Annotated in this window: 20 protein-coding genes; 15 read left to right on the top strand and 5 right to left on the bottom strand. The window is 46.1% G+C overall.

Features of this window, described 5'->3' with window-relative positions; all coding sequences use genetic code 11:
• Nucleotides 1-460 precede the first annotated feature (460 nt).
• The 9 genes from RDU59_09430 (at nucleotide 461) to RDU59_09390 (ending at nucleotide 7,077) form a co-directional block, all read left to right on the top strand.
• A complete protein-coding gene (locus tag RDU59_09430; protein ID MDQ7838694.1) occupies nucleotides 461-1,444 on the top strand; it encodes a hypothetical protein in 984 nt (327 codons plus the stop codon).
• 14 nt (nucleotides 1,445-1,458) lie between these two features.
• A complete protein-coding gene (locus RDU59_09425; GenBank protein ID MDQ7838693.1) occupies nucleotides 1,459-2,457 on the top strand; it encodes a FlgO family outer membrane protein in 999 nt (332 codons plus the stop codon).
• Between the two features lie 243 nt (nucleotides 2,458-2,700).
• The gene (locus tag RDU59_09420) at nucleotides 2,701-2,835 is read left to right on the top strand and encodes a hypothetical protein (protein ID MDQ7838692.1); all 135 of its coding nucleotides are present in this window, start codon (nucleotides 2,701-2,703) and stop codon (nucleotides 2,833-2,835) included.
• Between the two features lie 260 nt (nucleotides 2,836-3,095).
• Nucleotides 3,096-3,788: a hypothetical protein gene (locus tag RDU59_09415; GenBank protein MDQ7838691.1), complete on the top strand. Its 693-nt coding sequence runs from the start codon at nucleotides 3,096-3,098 to the stop codon at nucleotides 3,786-3,788.
• A gap of 13 nt (nucleotides 3,789-3,801) precedes the next feature.
• The gene (locus RDU59_09410; GenBank protein MDQ7838690.1) at nucleotides 3,802-4,323 is read left to right on the top strand and encodes a hypothetical protein; all 522 of its coding nucleotides are present in this window, start codon (nucleotides 3,802-3,804) and stop codon (nucleotides 4,321-4,323) included.
• On the top strand, nucleotides 4,316-5,140 hold the full coding sequence (locus RDU59_09405; GenBank protein MDQ7838689.1) for a hypothetical protein: 825 nt from the start codon (nucleotides 4,316-4,318) through the stop codon (nucleotides 5,138-5,140). The genes RDU59_09410 and RDU59_09405 overlap by 8 nt, the downstream gene beginning before the upstream one ends.
• A gap of 602 nt (nucleotides 5,141-5,742) precedes the next feature.
• The gene (locus RDU59_09400; GenBank protein MDQ7838688.1) at nucleotides 5,743-6,303 is read left to right on the top strand and encodes a hydrogenase-4 component G; all 561 of its coding nucleotides are present in this window, start codon (nucleotides 5,743-5,745) and stop codon (nucleotides 6,301-6,303) included.
• A gap of 187 nt (nucleotides 6,304-6,490) precedes the next feature.
• Entirely contained in the window at nucleotides 6,491-6,685 is a 195-nt protein-coding gene (locus tag RDU59_09395) for a type II toxin-antitoxin system VapB family antitoxin (protein MDQ7838687.1), read from the top strand.
• The gene (locus RDU59_09390; GenBank protein MDQ7838686.1) at nucleotides 6,682-7,077 is read left to right on the top strand and encodes a PIN domain nuclease; all 396 of its coding nucleotides are present in this window, start codon (nucleotides 6,682-6,684) and stop codon (nucleotides 7,075-7,077) included. Before RDU59_09395 ends, RDU59_09390 begins: the two co-directional genes overlap by 4 nt.
• A 31-nt stretch (nucleotides 7,078-7,108) precedes the next feature.
• Here RDU59_09390 and RDU59_09385 read toward each other — a convergent pair whose 3' ends face one another.
• Nucleotides 7,109-8,008, bottom strand: coding sequence for a YkgJ family cysteine cluster protein (locus tag RDU59_09385; protein ID MDQ7838685.1), 900 nt, complete (start codon nucleotides 8,006-8,008; stop codon nucleotides 7,109-7,111).
• Between the two features lie 366 nt (nucleotides 8,009-8,374).
• On the opposite strand from RDU59_09385, the gene RDU59_09380 reads away from it, so the two are divergent.
• The 4 genes from RDU59_09380 to pcnB all read left to right on the top strand — a co-directional run bounded on the left by RDU59_09380 (nucleotide 8,375) and on the right by pcnB (nucleotide 11,377).
• The gene (locus RDU59_09380; protein MDQ7838684.1) at nucleotides 8,375-8,722 is read left to right on the top strand and encodes a hypothetical protein; all 348 of its coding nucleotides are present in this window, start codon (nucleotides 8,375-8,377) and stop codon (nucleotides 8,720-8,722) included.
• Nucleotides 8,723-8,797: 75 nt separating this feature from the next.
• Nucleotides 8,798-9,454 carry a protein-L-isoaspartate(D-aspartate) O-methyltransferase gene (locus RDU59_09375; GenBank protein ID MDQ7838683.1) on the top strand — a complete coding sequence of 219 codons (657 nt, stop codon included), beginning with the start codon at nucleotides 8,798-8,800 and terminating at the stop codon, nucleotides 9,452-9,454.
• A complete protein-coding gene (locus tag RDU59_09370) occupies nucleotides 9,444-10,097 on the top strand; it encodes a DedA family protein (GenBank protein MDQ7838682.1) in 654 nt (217 codons plus the stop codon). Before RDU59_09375 ends, RDU59_09370 begins: the two co-directional genes overlap by 11 nt.
• Nucleotides 10,097-11,377 carry a polynucleotide adenylyltransferase PcnB gene (pcnB, locus tag RDU59_09365; GenBank protein ID MDQ7838681.1) on the top strand — a complete coding sequence of 427 codons (1,281 nt, stop codon included), beginning with the start codon at nucleotides 10,097-10,099 and terminating at the stop codon, nucleotides 11,375-11,377. The genes RDU59_09370 and pcnB overlap by 1 nt, the downstream gene beginning before the upstream one ends.
• 232 nt (nucleotides 11,378-11,609) lie before the next feature.
• On the opposite strand, the gene RDU59_09360 is transcribed toward pcnB, so the two are convergent.
• A complete protein-coding gene (locus RDU59_09360) occupies nucleotides 11,610-12,215 on the bottom strand; it encodes a DUF4398 domain-containing protein (GenBank protein MDQ7838680.1) in 606 nt (201 codons plus the stop codon).
• Between the two features lie 565 nt (nucleotides 12,216-12,780).
• On the opposite strand from RDU59_09360, the gene RDU59_09355 reads away from it, so the two are divergent.
• On the top strand, nucleotides 12,781-13,599 hold the full coding sequence (locus RDU59_09355; protein MDQ7838679.1) for an NAD(+)/NADH kinase: 819 nt from the start codon (nucleotides 12,781-12,783) through the stop codon (nucleotides 13,597-13,599).
• Nucleotides 13,600-13,820: 221 nt separating this feature from the next.
• On the opposite strand, the gene RDU59_09350 is transcribed toward RDU59_09355, so the two are convergent.
• The 3 genes from RDU59_09350 to RDU59_09340 form a co-directional block, all read right to left on the bottom strand.
• On the bottom strand, nucleotides 13,821-14,162 hold the full coding sequence (locus RDU59_09350; GenBank protein MDQ7838678.1) for a YtxH domain-containing protein: 342 nt from the start codon (nucleotides 14,160-14,162) through the stop codon (nucleotides 13,821-13,823).
• Complete coding sequence (locus tag RDU59_09345; protein ID MDQ7838677.1) at nucleotides 14,152-14,559, bottom strand: hypothetical protein; 408 nt, start codon at nucleotides 14,557-14,559, stop codon at nucleotides 14,152-14,154. Before RDU59_09345 ends, RDU59_09350 begins: the two co-directional genes overlap by 11 nt.
• A gap of 110 nt (nucleotides 14,560-14,669) precedes the next feature.
• On the bottom strand, nucleotides 14,670-15,326 hold the full coding sequence (locus RDU59_09340; GenBank protein MDQ7838676.1) for an XTP/dITP diphosphatase: 657 nt from the start codon (nucleotides 15,324-15,326) through the stop codon (nucleotides 14,670-14,672).
• Nucleotides 15,327-15,547: 221 nt separating this feature from the next.
• Between RDU59_09340 and RDU59_09335 the strand changes: the two genes are divergently transcribed.
• Complete coding sequence (locus RDU59_09335) at nucleotides 15,548-17,974, top strand: DUF3536 domain-containing protein (GenBank protein MDQ7838675.1); 2,427 nt, start codon at nucleotides 15,548-15,550, stop codon at nucleotides 17,972-17,974.
• Nucleotides 17,975-18,222 lie beyond the last annotated feature (248 nt).

The raw sequence follows: 18,222 nt of genomic DNA, 5'->3' as shown, positions 1-18,222 counted from the left end.
ATCTTAACCATTATCTCTTGATATCATTACAAAATTGCGTGATATTGGGGCATAATATTCAAGAATAAAAATTGATTTTATATGACAGGCTTGATAATTAAGTATGATATATAGAAACTATACAATAATTTGTTCCCCCCTCCGCTTCGCTACGGGAGAACCAGGAGTTCGAGACAGATGGCCCTCCGGGGCACTGCTCAACTGCTGCGTTGAGCCTGTCGAAAAAGTCCAAAAGGAGGTTCATCGACCCATTTTAAGGTTGTAGTAGTCTAAATGGTGGAATTACATTGGTTGAATAGGCATTGCCCTAGAACGTGGATTGTCGGCCTTCTTGGGCTGTTTAAACATTGTTTTCCCATGTAGCCATCGAAATTAGCAATTTTGAAGAAAGGCACCCCAAATGTAGTTTTTCGGGTTTTTCGACAGGCTCGTTATCTTAAAAATTAAATAGAATAAACCTATGCCAATAACAGATCCTGACAAGATTTGGCCAGAGTTAGAGAGAGAAGGTGTTGATGAAGTTCGCAAGAAGCTTGCGATGGGAGTTTACGCAAGGTACAAGATCCCGGTTATTGAAAAATGGTTGCGCAGGAAGGAAGCGACGACAGGTATCCACACGATGACTGATGAGCAACCTGCTACAGTTCACCCAGAACAACCCAAATCCGCCAACGGAGTCCCGGCACGGATGTGGCAAATGACCAAGCTATTCTTCCCTAGGATTTGGCGCGATCCTGTTTGGAGCAAAGTCATTGCTGTTGGTATCGTGGCAGTAATAGGAGTCTCTTGGGCATGGTTGAAGAACGTTGATAATCGGAGCCGTGATCTCATTGGTAAGAATACCTCTAAGGAAGGCCTGGGTAGCGAAAAATCGACAAACTTGCTTTCCGAGGTTGAGCCACCTTTTCCCAAACCTCCCCGAATAGATAGTAAAGAAGGAGAACCAAATGAATTTAACCTCTTAATAAACCGAGATATTACTATACGTGTAGGTAAACCGAATATAGCTATAGTGATTGAGTCTAAAAAAACTGAAAGCGGATTTACCCCTGAAAACGCACTTTATAATCTTTTAAGAACAGAGAAGGTTAATTTAATTATTAATCTATTCAAGGAAGAATCATTTAAAGTTAAGGGCTTCTTTAGAGAAATCTACGATGGAAATATAAATCTTCTTAGACAAGCAAATGCCCTGTCAAAGATTGATTATCTCATCCTTGGGAAACTAAATTACTCATTCCAAAAAGATGCAAGGATTGATAGCGACTTAATTTCCTGTAATATTAATTTCTCTTACAAAATTATAAACAAACATGCTGAAATTATTAGGAGTGATAGTTTTAGTGTTATTGGCCCAGGGTTTTCTGAGGATGCAGCTTTGGAGCGTGGATTAGAGATACTTTCAGAGAAGTATTCCAATAGAATATTAAAACCAATTTTCTAAGGAAGGAGATTGTAATGTATCGATTATTAATTATGATAGTCATTTTACCAACTCTTTTACTATCAAATTCTAATATCACGATGGCTTATGAAAAAGAGATAAAAAGCATATCGTCAACCATAGCAGCGAGTATTTCCAAGTCTGGTAAAAAGACGATAGCGGTTGTTGATTTTACAGACCTTCAGGGTAATGTGACAGAGCTTGGAAGATTTCTTGCGGAGGAGCTTTCTGTAGACTTAACAACCGTAGCCCAAGGGTTTGAGGTAATTGATAGAACCCACCTGAAAACTATCCTCGCTGAACATAAGCTTTCTATCTCAGGCCTCATTGACCCGAACACCGTTAAGAAACTCGGACAGATTGCAGAGGTTGATGCAATTATAACAGGCTCCATTACTCCATTCGGAGATAGTATCAGGGCTACAGTCAAGGTCATAGCAACCGATACAGCGAAGATGATTGGAGCTGCTAAGGGAGACATAGATAAGACCAAGGCTATTGAGGAACTTCTTGCAAGGGGGATAGAGACAGGTCAACCTCTCAGTGTTGCTGCTCAGAGTAACGGTTCATCGTCGTCAAAGAGTGCACGTGATGGCAATCGACCCTTTTTTGAGAGTACCGTGCTTAGAATAGACGTTGTCTCATTTGAGCAATCTGGCCCATATTTCCATCTTCTCATGAAGCACACCAATAAGGCGAATCAGACCTTGGTGCTCAGGGCTTTTGAGCATAGAGATAGCACTTTCCTGCAAGATGATAACAATATGCAATTCAATTATGTGACAACGTATGCGGCAGGCAGAAATGATGAGTTGGAGTTGTCCGATCGCGGGCGACTCATCGAACTTCCACCGAGCGGGTCGAAGGTGATCTCTTTTAATTTTGCTCGTTCCTCGGCGGCCAAGGGAAGAAGGTACTCTTTCTCATCGAAGTATGGGTATTGCATTAGCAATGGACGCTGTTTTCCGTACAATCCACTTTTCATAAGCATTAAGGGAATCCAGTTGCAATAGCGTGCTTGAACTGGACAGAAATGGTTAACAAATGGATGAACCAGACGGTGGCTACCGTGGCAGAAGCTTATGAACCGTGCGTGGCCAAAATGCCCCCGCTGGTTAGCCGTGTGTTATCCATACCAAAGAAAGAATAGAATGAGAGGCACACAAAGATGACTGATTATGTAATAAGCTAGACTTAATCTGACATTCCCGAATAAATCTGGTATAAGGTCAGAGAATTTTAGGGAGGGATGTCAGATGACAACGGAGCAGAAGATCATTAAAAACAAGAATGAATCTATTGCCTTGAACAGCGTAGGGAATTGCGGTATATTGCCTCTATCTATAACCGAGTTCCCGATCTGGTTGTTTTGTTACTGGCAAGAAATCTAATAAATTGGGGTTAAACTGGGAGGAAAGTCTGAAATTTGAAAAGATCATAAGATATCTCCCGTATTTCAAAAGTGCTATCCAGATGACCACCTATGTAATTAATATTGATTGGTGAAGTATCCTGAAGGGTTGATTCTGTTATCAAGACGTACTAACCTATTTACAACACACTCCTTTTTTGATATTTAGATTTCGGATACAGCGTCAGATCAACCGTCTAAACCGCTATGTCCGCCAAACCCTGATAGAAGGAAAGATTCATGAACTTCGACGATCTTATATTAGAAAACGTGGTTTTTGAAGTCAGGTATAAGCATGGATTCCTTTACTGGGACAACTTCGGAAAATTGTGGAAAGGTTTGGCAAGCAAGTGGCCCGATCTTGTGTGCATGAAGGTCGACCCTGAAAACGCCCATATAAGACTAAAGGAACAATTCATCGATGTCACTTTTGGGCCGGAGAAATCCTTTATTTCTCAACATACCCCCAAAGATATCGGTGATTTTTGTGAGATTGTTGACGAATCAATTGACCTGATACACAGCTACCTTGAAATCAACACCTTTCTTCGAGTTGGCAACCGATTTATCTTTGTCATGCCCTTCGACACAGAGGAAGAGGCAGTTCAAGCTATGAATAGAACATCACTCTTTTCTTTGAATCCGGACAAGACAAAGCACCTGGGGAAGACCCTGAAGGACATAGGAATAAGGTTGATGCATCACGATGATGACATGGGGTGTACATTGAACATAAAGTCGGTTAATAGAGAATTGCCGACAATTGATCTTCCCTTTCCGGGAAAGCTAGACACACCATGGTTCCATAAAATTGGTATGATAGTAGACGTCGACCATTTTACTACTAAAACAGTTGATTTTGGTATTCTGAAAAGTAGCGAGCTGATAAAGACTAATCTTCACAGAGTCAGACTTCTCATGAAGTCTCTGTAGACAGGGAACTCAAATGGGGACAGTCCTTCCATTTCAAAAAAAAGAAGGCTCTCAGTCGACAGAAGCTCCAGATTTTGAACGTAGTTATGTCGAGACGAGACAAGAAGATGAGAAGGCTACACCAGAGGGCCTTTACAAAGTAAAGGACGTCGACAGAGTAACTAAATTAGTATCCATAGTGGATACGTTGAATCTGGCCTTGGAGAATATATGTGTAGCAATAGCGGACTTTGAAGATGAGGTTGAACGCGAGATACAATTGGACCTTCTCAGGAACAACATTTTCGAATTAATCTTACTCAAAAAAGATGTTAGTCAGAATTTCGGAGATCTCCTTACCGCCTTCCATGTGTGTCTAAAGAATAAGACAAACACCCCCTTTTCCAAAATAGAATTGGTCAAATTGAGGAACGTGATCGGACTCATAAAGAACAATTTTAACATGTCCGACCACGTCTTCAATGAATGCCTATACATTTTAGATGAAAACTTCGATCTCACCATCCCAATGAGAATTGAACCAGAAAATGGCTAACAACACCCTATTTCTCGAAACAACTGCAATAATAGATCATTGTTTTGCGGCAGCGACAGGTCGCATAGATAGGATATTGGAGCAACACGAAAAAAAATTGAGTGCTCAGTATGTCAGAATGGAGATAAAACGCGGCGTTCTGCAATATCTCGTTCTATTACATAACAAACTCACTACATACACATCATATTATGAAGTCATGGATTCAATATACAGACTCTCTGCGACCTCTAGTCGAAACAGACTAAGTTCTCTACTGAAGGCGATGGCGGAGTTTTTCAAGGACGTAGAGAAAGAAAAAATTGACAATCTGGACGAGTATCTTCGCAGAGAAATGGCGAGTTATACCAGAATCCTAATAAGAAGGTTATGGAACAGCTTGGAAAGGCTCGCGGAGGACTTACTGAACCCAATGGATTGTTACCTGGATATTGCCCCACCCCGTCAGGCTGGAGCAGTCCTTCATAATGACGGTAGTCAATGTAACAAATCCGAAATTGAATGCAAAATAAAAGAGTTCTTTGAGGCACATAGGAAGGACTTCGAGGCGATACTAAAAGCCTTGCAAGCACTGCCCGAGCCAGATCCAGAGACTAAAAGGCGAATAAAGAGCTTAAAGGAAATATTGCGGTTATTACCGTATGCATCAAGGAAATTCAGTAACAAGGAACACAATTTCAAGAACTGCTGGAGTTGTGGGGATGCAATACTTGCCGTACTTTCCCCCGTTAAATCCACCATTTTGACAAGCAACCTCAAGCACTATCAGCCGATATGCAATGTTATCGATAGAAAGGTTATATCTTATCGAGAATAATTAATCAGCTTGAACTCCATCGGCGATAAAGATTCACAGAGGACGGTGAGCAAAAGATAGAAAAGCCTCAGAACCGTCATCCCCCTATTCCCCTTGAATTTTCCGCGCAAATATCGGACTTAGGGACGCCCTTTGGTTTTCCAGGTATAAAGAGGGACAATCCTATATCCTCCTGTCAAGCGAAAAATAAAAAGAATATAAAATCAGCCTGTTGCAGGTGGTTATAAATTCTGGGCATACAACTACTACAAATCCTCAAGGATTTTTGAGTAAAGGAAGGGCCGATGGGGACGTTGGTTCTTACTTTGCATAACTTATTTATTCCTTTCCATTTTCTCAATGATACGGAAGCGCCAGGCAGGGATGCGTGTGTGAATAGGTCGTTGGAGGAGTAGCGTCTTAGGGTGTGATGCCTACGGCAATCTTTGTCCCTTCATATCCCTACAAGAATTGCGCCCTACCTTTCAGTCCAGTCTCTATCTCCCGCTTTAATCAAAGCTTATAAGACTTATGACGATAAGATATAAGAAGGGACTTTTTTTACTTTTCTATAGAGGATCAAAATCTTCGCAATTAGCGATTTTTAAAAAAGGAGGTTGTTAATGTCTAATATCAACGGAGTCAATAAAAGTCTTTATATCCCCCAAGGTTTAAATGACAAGAAAACGGGGCGTGCTAATGAAGAGCCGAAGAAAGATGCCGATAAAACCGCCAAGGAGAGCCCGGTCACTCAGGTGAACAAGTTGATTATCGAGATGCATTTTAGTATTAAGATTGAAACGAAAGTACATATCGAATCCCAGGCCGGGGTCCAAAAGTTAGATGAATCAGCCGGTTTTGATCTGTCACAGCTTTTTTATAACGGTAAACCGATTACAGATCTTAGTCAGGATGAAGCCAAGGCGCTGATCAGTGAAGATGGAGCTTTAGGTGTAAAAAACACAGCACAGACAATTTTTGATTTTGCGGTTAAGCTGGCTGGAGATGACATTGAAAAACTTCAAATAGCCAGAGACGCGGTAATCAAGGGCTTTAAAGAGGCGGAGAATCTCTTTGGCGGTAAATTACCCGACATCAGCTATAAAACAATCAATAAGGTGGTTGAACTGCTTGATGAAAAGATCAGGGGCCTTGGTGGGTCTGTGGTTGATGTAACAGCTTGAAGCAGAGATTTTGGGGCGGCAAATAGGGTTCTTTCTCATTTCAAGTGGGTAACCCAACCTTGCTGTAATCGAGCTTCGGTGAATTCTACTTCAAAGTGCACCACTTGATGTGCCCAGCAATATAACCCTTCCCAATAGTCCCGTTAATGTGTATAATATGGGCGATTATACACATAGGAGGCAAGAAATGAGAACGAATGTAGTCCTTGATGACGATTTAATGGAATCCGCCCTCAAGGTGTCCGGCCTAAAGACAAAAAAGGATGCCATAGAAGAGGGGTTGAAATTGTTAGTGCAATTGAAAGGCCAGAAGAAAATCAAGGGCTTTCGAGGAAAACTCAAGTGGACTGGTAGTCTCGACGAAATGCGGTTAGACAAATGATTCTCATTGATTCGTCCGTCTGGATCGACTACTTCAACGGCAATAAAACGGCGCAGACGGATTGGCTGGATTCTTCACTTGGAGATATCCCCATCATAATAGGCGATCTCATCCTGACCGAAGTACTTCAGGGATTTCAAAGCGATAAGGACTTCAAGATCGCAAGGGATCTTCTCTTACGCATCCCATTCATGCCAATGGGAGGACAGGCATTGGCCTTAGAGAGCGCGATGAACTATAGACTTCTCAGGAGGAGAGGCGTTACGGTGAGGAAGACTATAGATGTCATGATTGGAACTTTCTGTATCCACTACCAGCTACCATTGTTACATGACGACAGGGATTTCGATCCGATGGTTAAGTTCTTGGGACTGAAGACAATCAACACATAATCAGTCGCTACCGGATCGCCGATGTATCCGGTCAAGCCGAAGCCGACTCGTTCGCCTTTATTTTTACAATCTTCGTGGGCTGACCTTCTTCACCCTCCAGCCGGTAACCGTAGGCAGACAGCGTCTGGAGGGCAGGGCGTCCAAAAAAGAAATCCATATCCTCCTTCTTTATGCCTAACTTTTCCTCCATAAACATGCGGACATGCAGGTCGTAGAGAATTATATCCAGGGCCTTATCCTCAGATGTCTGATTCAGCTCCTGACCTTTTTCCAGGATGGAACTCAATAATTCGTGAGAACACCGCTTTTCATGCGCCGTGATCACTTCCCACAGGGGGTTGTCTTCGGAGAGAATGGCCCTTCTGTCCAGGGGGGTAAGTGATGAAAATACCTCAAAGCTTTCCGGATTCCAGCATTCCAACGTCCGGCATTGCCGGGGACGGTTTTCATAAATGCCGCACCCCTTGTCTTTGTAAAATATACACGGACCTTCGCTGCCTTCCTCTTTTACTTTTATCAGTTCCTCAGTCAATATCACCGTGCGCCCTTCCTTGGGTGAATAGCCGATCTCGCCTTTTCTGAGCGTTATAATATCTTTCTTATCCAGGACGCCGTTCATCAAAAGAGCTAAATCCTCTTCGTAGAGAGTTGGGCTGCTTTCCTGGCAACAATCGCCGCAGCGTACACAATAAGGCCGGGTGGCATAAATCGCCTTGGTCATCAAGGTATTTGTCCTTTGCCAGGCCTCGGCCATCTCTTCCGGGGTAAGGCCATCCCATTTTTTATAAATCTCTTTGTAAGCCGGATCCTCCTCCACGGCCTTTATTACCTCGTTTAATTTGGCCTTGGAATGCGCCGCTTTTAAAAGACTGGACATCATCTGCCGCCACAATATGCCGAATTGGTCTCTATCGATTCTTTCAGCTAACACCTTGATCCTCCCGGATGATTCTTTCTTTAATGTGTTTTTTACATCACAACGACTGCCAATGCCACCTTTTTTTGCGGAGTGTGTAAGATCAGGCCGTCTCTACCCGCAAGATTCCGTTAATCCCGGGCCGGGTATCTGGCCAGAAACTAATTGCATTTTTTGTGACTTCTATATATTAATTAGCTTCCATCCGAAAACCCAAAAAAATCCGGATGAGCTGTCAGCATTCAGCGTTCAGCTTAACATGGTGTTTCTCATATTCTTTTGCTGACGGCTGACAGCTGATCGCTGAAAGCTTGAATCCGGAAACGATAGTTTCCGGATGAACACTAATTACTTAAAAATAGTTTTTGCATAAGGGGTTATATGAGAAGGCATTTTGGTTTCTATCTATCATTTATGGTTTTACTTTCCCTTTTGTCGGCGTGTAGCAGTACGCCGGTAAAATACTATGCCTCAGATGCCTGTCTGGTCAAAAAGGGGGAAACGACCAAAAAGGATATCCTGGCGCTATTTGGCCGGCCGAGCAGCGTAGAAAATCGACCGGACGGTTCTGAATGCTGGTATTATAATAATGTGAAAAAGGATCTCATAGGTAAGATACCCTATCTGGGAGAAAAATTGTCAAAGAAAGAGATAGAGACAATTAAAATCGAATTTACAGGCGAAGTGGCCTCCAATTGTTATTACACGGTGAAAGAAGACGTGCGATAAAGCGGTCTATCCCTGGTTTTTCCCGAGACAAGCCAGATTAAAACCAGGCGTAAAATTATGCTCCTTGATATCCCCATAGATTACGATAAGGCCCGCCAGAGGATGGTGGAAACTCAGATTATAGCCCGTGGTATAAAAGATCCGCGGATTATCGAGGCCATGCGTAAGGTGCCGCGCCACTACTTTATTGAAGAGGGCCTATACAGCCAGGCGTACAGTGATTATCCCCTGCCCATTGGTGAAAAACAGACAATCTCTCAACCTTACATAGTGGCCCTAATGACCGAGGCCCTGGAACTGAAAGGCGCTGAACGGGTACTGGAGATCGGCGCCGGATCAGGCTACCAGACTGCTATCCTGGCCGAGTTAGCCCATAAGGTTTACTCCATAGAACGCATAAATAATCTGGTCATCCGGGCCCGCCGGACCCTGGATGCACTGGGATATCGGAATGTCATTATCAAATTTTCAGACGGGACTCTGGGCTGGAAAGAGGAAGCCCCCTTTGATGCTATTATCGTCACGGCGGGCGCTCCTGCCATCCCTCCCTCTCTAATCGACCAGTTGGCCAGTCCGGGAAGGCTGGTTATCCCGGTGGGAGACCGCTGGTCCCAGTCGCTTATAAGAATCATAAAAGAAGGCGATAAGACCAGAGAAGAAGACCTGGGTGGGGTGCGCTTTGTAAGCCTCATCGGAGAATGCGGCTGGGAAGAAAATAATCATGATCGCTGAGCTGATTGAAATCTTAAGCCGGTTTATTATCGATACAATCAATATCTTAGGCTATTGGGGTATTGTCTGTCTCATGGCTATTGAGAGCGCCTGTATTCCTCTGCCCTCGGAAATCATTATGCCCTTCTCCGGCTATCTGGTTTTAACGGGGAGGTTTGATCTCTGGGTTGCGGGCTTCATGGGCGCTTTGGGCTGTGTAGCAGGTTCGGTTGTGGCCTACACAGCGGGTATTTATGGCGGCCGGCCCTGGTTAGAGAAATACGGCCGTTATATCCTTATCTCACACCGGGACATCAAAATGGCCGACCAGTGGTTCAGCCGTTATGGAGAAGCGGCTATCTTTTTCAGCCGTCTTTTGCCTGTAATCCGCACCTTTATTTCCCTGCCTGCGGGGATAGCCCGCATGCCCTTCTGGCGTTTCATTATATACACCTTTTTGGGCTCATTCCCCTGGTGCCTGGGATTGGCCTACATAGGACTGCAACTTGGACACAACTGGCCTTCTCTGCGGGACCACTTCCATAAATTCGATGTGGTAATCGGCCTGGCGGTCGTAGCCGCTGTCGTATGGTACGTCCATAGGCACCTGCGACATTTAAAAGAAACAGAGGCCGATTCACGCGATGAAAGAAGGGCCGAGTAGTGATTGACCGGGGCAGAGATACAACACAACAACGCCCGGTCACAGTCATTCCCAGGTCAGAGCACCCCATCTCGCGCAAAGACATTGACCCGGAGGCATTAAGGGTGCTTTATAAGCTAAAAAACCATGGCTATCTGGCCTATCTGGTGGGAGGAGGCGTCCGGGACCTTTTCCTGGGCCGAACGCCCAAGGACTTTGACGTGGCTACCAATGCCCGGCCCAGCGAGATTAAAGAACTATTCCGTAACAGTCGCCTTATCGGACGCCGATTCCGGTTGGTACAGGTATTCTTTAAAGGGGGTAAGGTGGTGGAGGTTTCGACCTTTCGATGCCGTTCGGAATTTGACCCTGCCGACGAGACCCTGCAGGATAATAATACCTATGGAACGCCGGGTGAAGACGCCTTACGCCGCGATCTGACTATAAACGCCCTTTTCTATAATATCGCCGATTTTTCGGTGCTGGACTATGTGGGCGGGGTAGAAGACCTCAAACATGGGATCGTCCGGGTCATCGGAGAACCGGAGTCCCGGTTTCTTAGGGACCCGGTGCGTATGATGCGCGCCATACGGCATGCGGCGCGCACTGGCTTTACCATAGAAGAAAATACCTTTCGGGCCATAGAGAAAAACAGGGACAGGATCTGGCTCTGTCCGGTATCGAGGATACGTGATGAATGGCTCAGGGATTTCACCGGCGGCAGCGCTGCCGCATGTGTGGAATTGATGATAAGAACCGGTTTCTTCTTCTCCCTCTTTCCCTTTTATGAACCGGCGCTTAAGAAAGAAGCGGAGAATTTAACCCCTTTCCTCCTGGCGCTCCTTCGCAGACTGGACAGGCTTTGTTCCGAGGGTACGCCGGTTAGCCAGGCATTTATGTTTGCCCTTTTTCTACTCCCCTGGTTCCGTGCATCCGGCCTGGCCTGGTCACCATCAGCTCCACCGCCCAACCCCTGGTTTACAGAAGACATACGGCAGGCCGGACACGCGGCCTTAGGAATCTTTGATATTAAGCGATCTGATCGGGAAAACGCATCCCACCTTCTTGCGGCGCAGCCTGTCCTTTCAGAAATAGCGGCCAGCGGACAGATTCCCCGGCGCATCAGGCCGCGCCGGTATCCCCTTGAGGCTATAAGGCTATTCTTGCTGGCGGCAGAGGCCGAAGATAAATCAGTTCCGCCATCTACCATAAACCTCCTTTATAAACCCTCACGCAGCACAAAGAAACAGTCATGGCGCAGGCGTAAAAAACGCCGGCCACAGCCTAAATTACCTTCGTAAAATAGATCAATTCGCAAAAGCCTTTTCACCACTGAGTACGCAGAGCCCGCAGAGAAAAACTTTAAACTCGTGTAACACTTTAGTTGTTTGAAAAGAGCTAGTCGTCCAGAAAACAGCGCTTCAAAAATCCCCCTCAATCCCTCTTTCCCAAAAGGGGAAGCGTTTCTCCTCCCTTTGGAAAAGGGAGGTTGGGAGGGATTTAAGAATACTTTTTCAAGCAGCTAAACAGATACTACTTTTTTAATCTCTTTTTCTTTTTGGCCCTGATGTCCGGGATGGAGGTCTTTTTTATAGCCGGTTCAATTTCTTTCTCCAATCCCAAAAGGGCAGAGCTCAACCTTGGGCTCTCTTCCAGGACCGCCGGGTATTCACCCCTTTTAATCTGAAAATCAGACTCAGACAGGGCCAGCTCTATATCCTCCAGCCGGTAATTGAACTTGTCTCTGTCCTTGTCCCGGAGATTAGATGCCCCGGCCAGGATCTTTCTTGTTTTGTCTAAATTGACTTTTAATTCAGCCAATACTTTTTCAGCCTGAGCCTTCGCTTTGGACTTATTCTCTTCGGCTGCCTTTAATGCTGCTTCTGCCCGAGCCCTGGCCAGGAGTGCAGCCTCTTTCGCCTCGTTATACCTTCCCTCTCTTATCTCTGTTTGGACACGCGCAAGGGCCTTTCGCGCTGAGCCAAGCTCTTCCTTGGCATAAATCTCAGCCCGGGCATTGAGGGCCGCCTTATAGGCCCTATCCGCCGCCTCTATCTCTTTTTGGGGCGGCTCGGAGCAGGAAGCCAGGACTACCATAGCGACAAAGGTCAACAAAAAATAACGGGTCAGAAAGTACATGATGATCTTAATGCCTTATGATACGGTATAGTTTCCAATAAACAGAATATCTTATAACTTAAAAACCAGGTATATTGGAATATTATTTTGACAGTAGCCTTCAGATAACAACTTTCATAACACCTTAGGTGTTTGAAACAGTCCTACACTCAGAAAAGGCTATTAATCTGGAACTCAGGAACTCAGGAAAAGATAGACCCTCTTTATTTGGGTTTGCACTTCCCTGAGTTCCTGAGTTCCAGATTTGATATGTTTCTTTGCACTTTTTATCATGCATTTTCAAAACGCTAACTTGTTACCAATTTTCTAACAGAGCAGGGGGTACTATTTTTAGCTTGCCTGAGGATAAGGCCATTTGTTATAGGTAAAAAACGGCTATCAGCAATCAGCGCTTAGCTGTCAGCATGTTTGTTATCCGTTAACCGTTGTCCGACATTTTCTTTCGGTAAACGGTCAACAGTGAACGGTGGACCGGCTTCATGCCGATAGCTGAGTGCTGACAGCTCATCCGGATTTTTTGGGTTTTCGGATGGAAACCAGTTGAACAGTTGTACTGAGGTGATACATGCGGAAGATAGGTCTGGTGATAAAAGAGGATAGAAAACCAGAGCAGGTGGCTCGCAGTCTGAAAAAATGGCTCAGGCAACACGGTGTCGAGGTTTTTACGGACATTTCCAGGCCTGACCTGGACGCCGTAATCGTCCTCGGAGGCGATGGGACTCTGCTTAGGGCGGCCCGGGTGCTTGGTAACAAAAGAATTCCGGTGTTGGGGGTCAATCTGGGCAGCCTCGGTTTTCTGACCGAAGTCAGCTATAATACCCGCCTTTACACGATGCTGGAGCGGTTTTTGGCCGGTGATTTCACCGTGGGGAAAAGGATGATGCTCCAGGCTACGGTATTTTCAGAAACTTCCGGGCGCTGGACCGGCAGCGCCCTGAATGAGATAGTCATCAGTAAAGGGGCCCTTTCCAATATGATTAAGCTTTTCGTCTGGGAAGATGACGAGCTTATCACCAGCTACGAGGGTGATGGCCTGATCATCTCCACGCCCACCGGTTCAACGGCCTACAACCTTTCGGCCGGAGGGCCTATCGTCCATCCGGAACTAAAGCTGATTATAATGACGCCTATTTGCCCTTTTATGTTGAGCAGCCGTCCGATTATACTTCCTGATTCGGCGAATATAAAAGTAAAAGTAACTGCCAGGTCTCCGGATGTACACCTGATCCTGGACGGGCAGGTCAACTATGAGTTGGGCCGGGGTGAATCCATAACTGTGAATATCTGCCGGGCAAAGGGGCTGCTGCACATAGTAAAATCACCGGCGAGAGGTTACTTCTCTATATTGCGTAACAAACTGAAGTGGGGGGAACAGGAGATTTAGTTTCCCCTTTCCCCCTCTTTATGGGGTCTAAGCGTAATACGGTTCACTTAAGGATAATTGGTCACGAATTTTGTCATTCCCGCAACGATTCTGAGCGGGAATCTGGTTTAAACTGCCTGAAAAACCATATCCGTCCCCGAATGCTTGTATCGGGGATAGAGGCATTCGGGGATGACTTTATCTTAAGTGAACCGTACTGAACCTAAGCGGGTATCCTTTGTTTAATCTGTTGCGGTAGTAGTCTCTGATTCTGTCGCAGAAAGCCTCGACTTTTCCTTTTCCATGGCCTCCCTGCCGGCTTCAATAGCCGAAGACAATATATGTTTCTTTTGTTCGTAATATTCTTTGCCATGTTCAAAAACATGCGCGGCCTTCTCTTTCAGCTCTCCGCCGAGGCCGGCGATGCGGTCTTTACCGGTGTCGGCCCATCCCTTGATCTTTTCCCGCGTTTCTCTCCCTGAAGCGGGAGCCAGAAGAACCGCCAGGCCCGCACCGACCAGGCTGCCAATAAAGAACGAAAGAACTACCGCCCCTGCGCTATAACCTCTGTCATCACTCGCCATGTTTGCCACCTCCCTTGCCTATGTGTTTGGATAAGAACTCAAAGACGGCCCCGAAGCCGGCAGCCGCACTTCTAACGTATGTGGTTGTCGCGGTCACCCCTTCTTTGATAAGGTGAGAGACCATGGCCATTGCCTCGCTCGTGTCTTTTATGACAGCAAAGAGGTCATTGGTCTGGTTAAGCTTTTGATCTACATTCTCCGACAGTTGCGAGATCTTCTGCGAGGCATTACTTAAGTCCGTAATGAGTGGCGCCAGGTCTCTCTGTATATTATCAAAAAAATTTTCCAGGGCTGCGGCCATGCGCTTGGCTTGCCGGAATATCAGCACAAACAAAACGGTCCATATAGTGATTACCAGGGCCAGAATCCCTAAGATGATGGTAGTGGTGTCGATCACAAAGCGACCTCCAACGTTACGAATTTATTATATTCTATGCGTATTCTTTATCCAAAGCAAGCAAAAAGAAAAATACTCCAGGCCAATACGAAGACCCCGCAATAATAAGTTCAGCGGTCGTGATCGTGGTGGTCACGGGGCGGTTTTGTTTCAGCCAGCCTTTGTTTGATCCAGGTAAGTACCTTGTCAAATTCCTGTTTAAGTTCGGCCAGGGCCTTGCCCCGGTGGCTTACCTCATTTTTCTCTTTGATAGACATCTCGGCAAAGGTTTTTTTCATGGGCGGGTAATAGAATACGGGGTCGTAGCCAAAACCATTTTCCCCGGAGGGAGTTTCGGCAATAAGGCCTTCGCAGCGGCCTTCGTAGGTAAGGGCCGGGCCGGAAGGTACGGCTACGGAGATGACGGAGACAAAATAAGCGGCCCGGTTTGTTTTACCTTTCATTTCTTTTAAAAGTTTGGCGATATTTTCTTCGTCCGTAGCCTGTTCGCCGGCATAGCGGGCGGAATACACACCCGGAGCCCCATCCAGGGCCTCGACCACAAGCCCGGAATCTTCCGCGACTACCGGAATACCCAGCACCTTGGCCGTAAAGGAGGCCTTCTTATAGGCATTGTCATCAAATGTCTCGCCGTCTTCTTCCGCCTGAGGGATAGAGCCGAAATCAAGCAGGCTCTTTATTTCCACCGGGAAGCCCTTAAACATCTCCCGGAATTCAGCGACCTTACCTTTGTTGCGCGTGGCCAGAACCATCAATATCTTTCCCATGATATCAGTCTCCGCTCATAAAATTCAGTTTATTAAGGTATGCTTAAATTACAATCTTGAACTTAAGTAGTAAAGGGAAATGTGGCGAGTCGGATATGGGGCCGGATAGATTGTTTGCTTTGTGGACAAGTTTTATAAGGCTTTTCTTGCCATAAGATCATCCTCTGTGCTATCTTTCCCCATAAAGACTCCATCGAGAGTAATAGCCGGTTGAGACCTAAATGAAAAAAAGCTCCTCTAAGCGTTTCATCTGTATGCACGGGCACTTTTATCAGCCGCCCCGGGAAAATCCGTGGCTGGAAGCCGTTGAAATTCAAGATTCCGCCTTTCCCTATCACGATTGGAATGAACGCGTCAATGCCGAAGGCTACGCACCCAACAGTCGATCCAGGATGCTTGATAATGAAGGCCGCATAATAAATATTGTCAACAACTATGATTTTATAAGCTTTAATTTTGGCCCCACTCTCCTTTCATGGATGTCTGAGTATGCCCCGGAGACTCTGCGATGGATAATAGAAGGTGATCGTCTTAGCTGCGAGAGATACAACGGACACGGTAACGCCGTAGCCCAGGTCTATAATCACGTTATCATGCCGCTGGCCGGCAGTAGAGATAAGGAGACGCAGGTTAAATGGGGCATAGCTGACTTCCGATATCGCTTTGGCCGCCAGCCGGAAGGAATGTGGCTGGCGGAAACGGCTGTGGATACCGCGACACTGGAGGCACTGGCTGCTGAAGGCGTCCGTTTCACCATGCTGGCTCCGCGGCAGGCCAAGCAATGCCGGCCACTTGGTAAAAAGATGTGGACCGCGTTGGATGGTAATATTGATACCCTGGTTCCTTATCTTTGCCGTTTGCCATCAGGAAGAGAGATTGCTATTTTCTTTTACCATGCCGCTATCGCTCACTCTGTGGCCTTTGAAGGGTTATTGAATAATGGTGACAACTTCTATAATCGGCTTCTCTCTGCCTTTGACTGGAAAGAGGACAATGTCCAGTTAGCCCATGTCGCTACGGATGGTGAGTCATACGGCCATCACCATCGCTTCGGCGACATGGCCCTGGCCTATGCCTTGAACCAGATCCACAAAGACCCCCGTGTAGAAATAATCAATTATGCCGCTTTTCTTGAACAGTATCCTCCACAGTGGGAAGTAATGATTCATGAAGATTCATCATGGAGTTGTGTCCACGGTGTCGAGCGCTGGCGGGCGGACTGTGGCTGTAATGCCGGACATCCGGGATGGCACCAGGGGTGGCGGGCGCCTCTTCGCCTGACATTGGATAGTCTTAAGAAGAGGCTTGACCGGCTTTTTGTGTTGAAAGGTGCAGGGTATTTTGCTGATCCCTGGACCGCACGCAATGCCTATATTAATATTATCCTGGATCGCAGCCCTGAATCCATAAACAGGTTTTTTAAGGAGCAGGGCAGGGGAGTGATGAGTCAGGAATCCAGGGTGAGCGCCCTCAAACTACTTGAAATGCAGCGCCACAGCCTGCTCATGTTTACCAGTTGCGGCTGGTTCTTCGATGAAATTAGCGGTCTTGAGACGACACAGATTTTAAAATACGCCTGTCGCGCCATCCAGTTAGCGCGTGCTTTTGGAGAGGACCTCGAAGGTGAGTTCGTTACGTCTCTGGAAAAGGCCCCGAGTAATGTCGGGGAATGCAGTAATGGCAGGGGCGTTTGGGAGAAAATAGTAAAACCGGCTATGGTAGATCTGGAAAGGGTTCTGGCGCACTATGCCGTAAGTTCCATTTATCATGAGCGCATCGATCAAGATAGGATTTACTGTTTTGACATAACCTGTCATGATATACAGGTAGATTCACACGGTTCGTCCGACCTGGCCGTAGGCAGGCTTTCCGCCTCTTCCCGATTGACCCTGGAAGAAAAGGACATGACCTATGCTGTTCTTCATTTCGGCGGACTTGATTTTCACTGCGTCCTCTGTCCATCCAGATCACCTGAGGAATATGAGGAATTAAAGAGGCAGCTTTTCAAAAACTTTAAGGACGGTTCTCCAGGGAATGTTTACGCTGTTATGCTTAAAGAATTTCCGGAGAGTACCTATCGATTAGAAGATATCTTTATTGAGGAACGGCGCAGGCTGATCGAGATAGCCCTGGGGCCTCGCCTTGAAGAATATAACGAGACTTTCGAACGGCTGGCCAGGCAGGATGAAGGTACGATCCGCTCATTGGCAGGTTTATCTTACCCTATTCCCAGGCAGATGCTGGTTGCTATCTCCAATGGCCTTGACTGGCATTTGGTGCAAACAGCACAAACACTGCCTTCTACCGGGGCCTTCCAGGAGATAAGCGCCCTATGGGAGTATGGCCGGAGATGGAACTATCAGCCGTACCATGAAAAGCTTAACAGGATATTAACCCCGAAATTAGAAGAAGTTTTAGGAGAACTCAGGCAACTAGATCCCAAAATGGTATTGGCGTCGGCGCATGAGGTACTGGAGGTGGCCAGGATGTTCAATATTTCATTAGATCTCTGGCGGTCACAGAATCTTTTCCTGGATTTTTGTTCTGAATGCGCAAGACCTGAGCCTGCCCTCCGAAAAAGTTTTGAAGATTTTGCCCTAAGGATAGGATTGTCTAAAGAAATATTGAAATGGCCGGATTGGGCGTGAAAATTCCGGATGAGCTGTAAGCGTTCGCGTTCAGCTTAACATGTTGTTTGCCTTGGTTTTTACTGATCCGCCTGAGGCGAGATTGCTGGAAGCGTGAAGTTCGCCCCGACGGGTCTCCGACATGAAAACCGGCCTTTTCTATTTTGACTTGACAATGGCCCATTTTTTACTTGCATAATATATAATTCGTGTTAAGCTACAAAACTTTATATAATTTTATTCCTTTACAAGCCGGCAGACAGTGATTA

It is taken from the genome of Thermodesulfobacteriota bacterium (assembly GCA_031082315.1).
GTDB lineage: Bacteria > Desulfobacterota > QYQD01 > QYQD01 > QYQD01 > QYQD01.
This window is presented reverse-complemented; position numbering and strand designations above follow the sequence as displayed.

Coding starts and splice junctions, on each gene's coding strand:
- RDU59_09420 (MDQ7838692.1), top strand. CDS start 2,701: ATGACAACGGAGCAGAAGATCATTAAAAACAAGAATGAATCTATTGCC.
- RDU59_09340 (MDQ7838676.1), bottom strand. CDS start 15,326: ATGGGAAAGATATTGATGGTTCTGGCCACGCGCAACAAAGGTAAGGTC.
- RDU59_09430 (MDQ7838694.1), top strand. CDS start 461: ATGCCAATAACAGATCCTGACAAGATTTGGCCAGAGTTAGAGAGAGAA.
- RDU59_09390 (MDQ7838686.1), top strand. CDS start 6,682: ATGATTCTCATTGATTCGTCCGTCTGGATCGACTACTTCAACGGCAAT.
- RDU59_09395 (MDQ7838687.1), top strand. CDS start 6,491: ATGAGAACGAATGTAGTCCTTGATGACGATTTAATGGAATCCGCCCTC.
- RDU59_09335 (MDQ7838675.1), top strand. CDS start 15,548: ATGAAAAAAAGCTCCTCTAAGCGTTTCATCTGTATGCACGGGCACTTT.
- RDU59_09425 (MDQ7838693.1), top strand. CDS start 1,459: ATGTATCGATTATTAATTATGATAGTCATTTTACCAACTCTTTTACTA.
- RDU59_09355 (MDQ7838679.1), top strand. CDS start 12,781: ATGCGGAAGATAGGTCTGGTGATAAAAGAGGATAGAAAACCAGAGCAG.
- RDU59_09400 (MDQ7838688.1), top strand. CDS start 5,743: ATGTCTAATATCAACGGAGTCAATAAAAGTCTTTATATCCCCCAAGGT.
- RDU59_09350 (MDQ7838678.1), bottom strand. CDS start 14,162: ATGGCGAGTGATGACAGAGGTTATAGCGCAGGGGCGGTAGTTCTTTCG.
- RDU59_09380 (MDQ7838684.1), top strand. CDS start 8,375: ATGAGAAGGCATTTTGGTTTCTATCTATCATTTATGGTTTTACTTTCC.
- RDU59_09405 (MDQ7838689.1), top strand. CDS start 4,316: ATGGCTAACAACACCCTATTTCTCGAAACAACTGCAATAATAGATCAT.
- RDU59_09410 (MDQ7838690.1), top strand. CDS start 3,802: ATGGGGACAGTCCTTCCATTTCAAAAAAAAGAAGGCTCTCAGTCGACA.
- RDU59_09370 (MDQ7838682.1), top strand. CDS start 9,444: ATGATCGCTGAGCTGATTGAAATCTTAAGCCGGTTTATTATCGATACA.
- RDU59_09360 (MDQ7838680.1), bottom strand. CDS start 12,215: ATGTACTTTCTGACCCGTTATTTTTTGTTGACCTTTGTCGCTATGGTA.
- RDU59_09415 (MDQ7838691.1), top strand. CDS start 3,096: ATGAACTTCGACGATCTTATATTAGAAAACGTGGTTTTTGAAGTCAGG.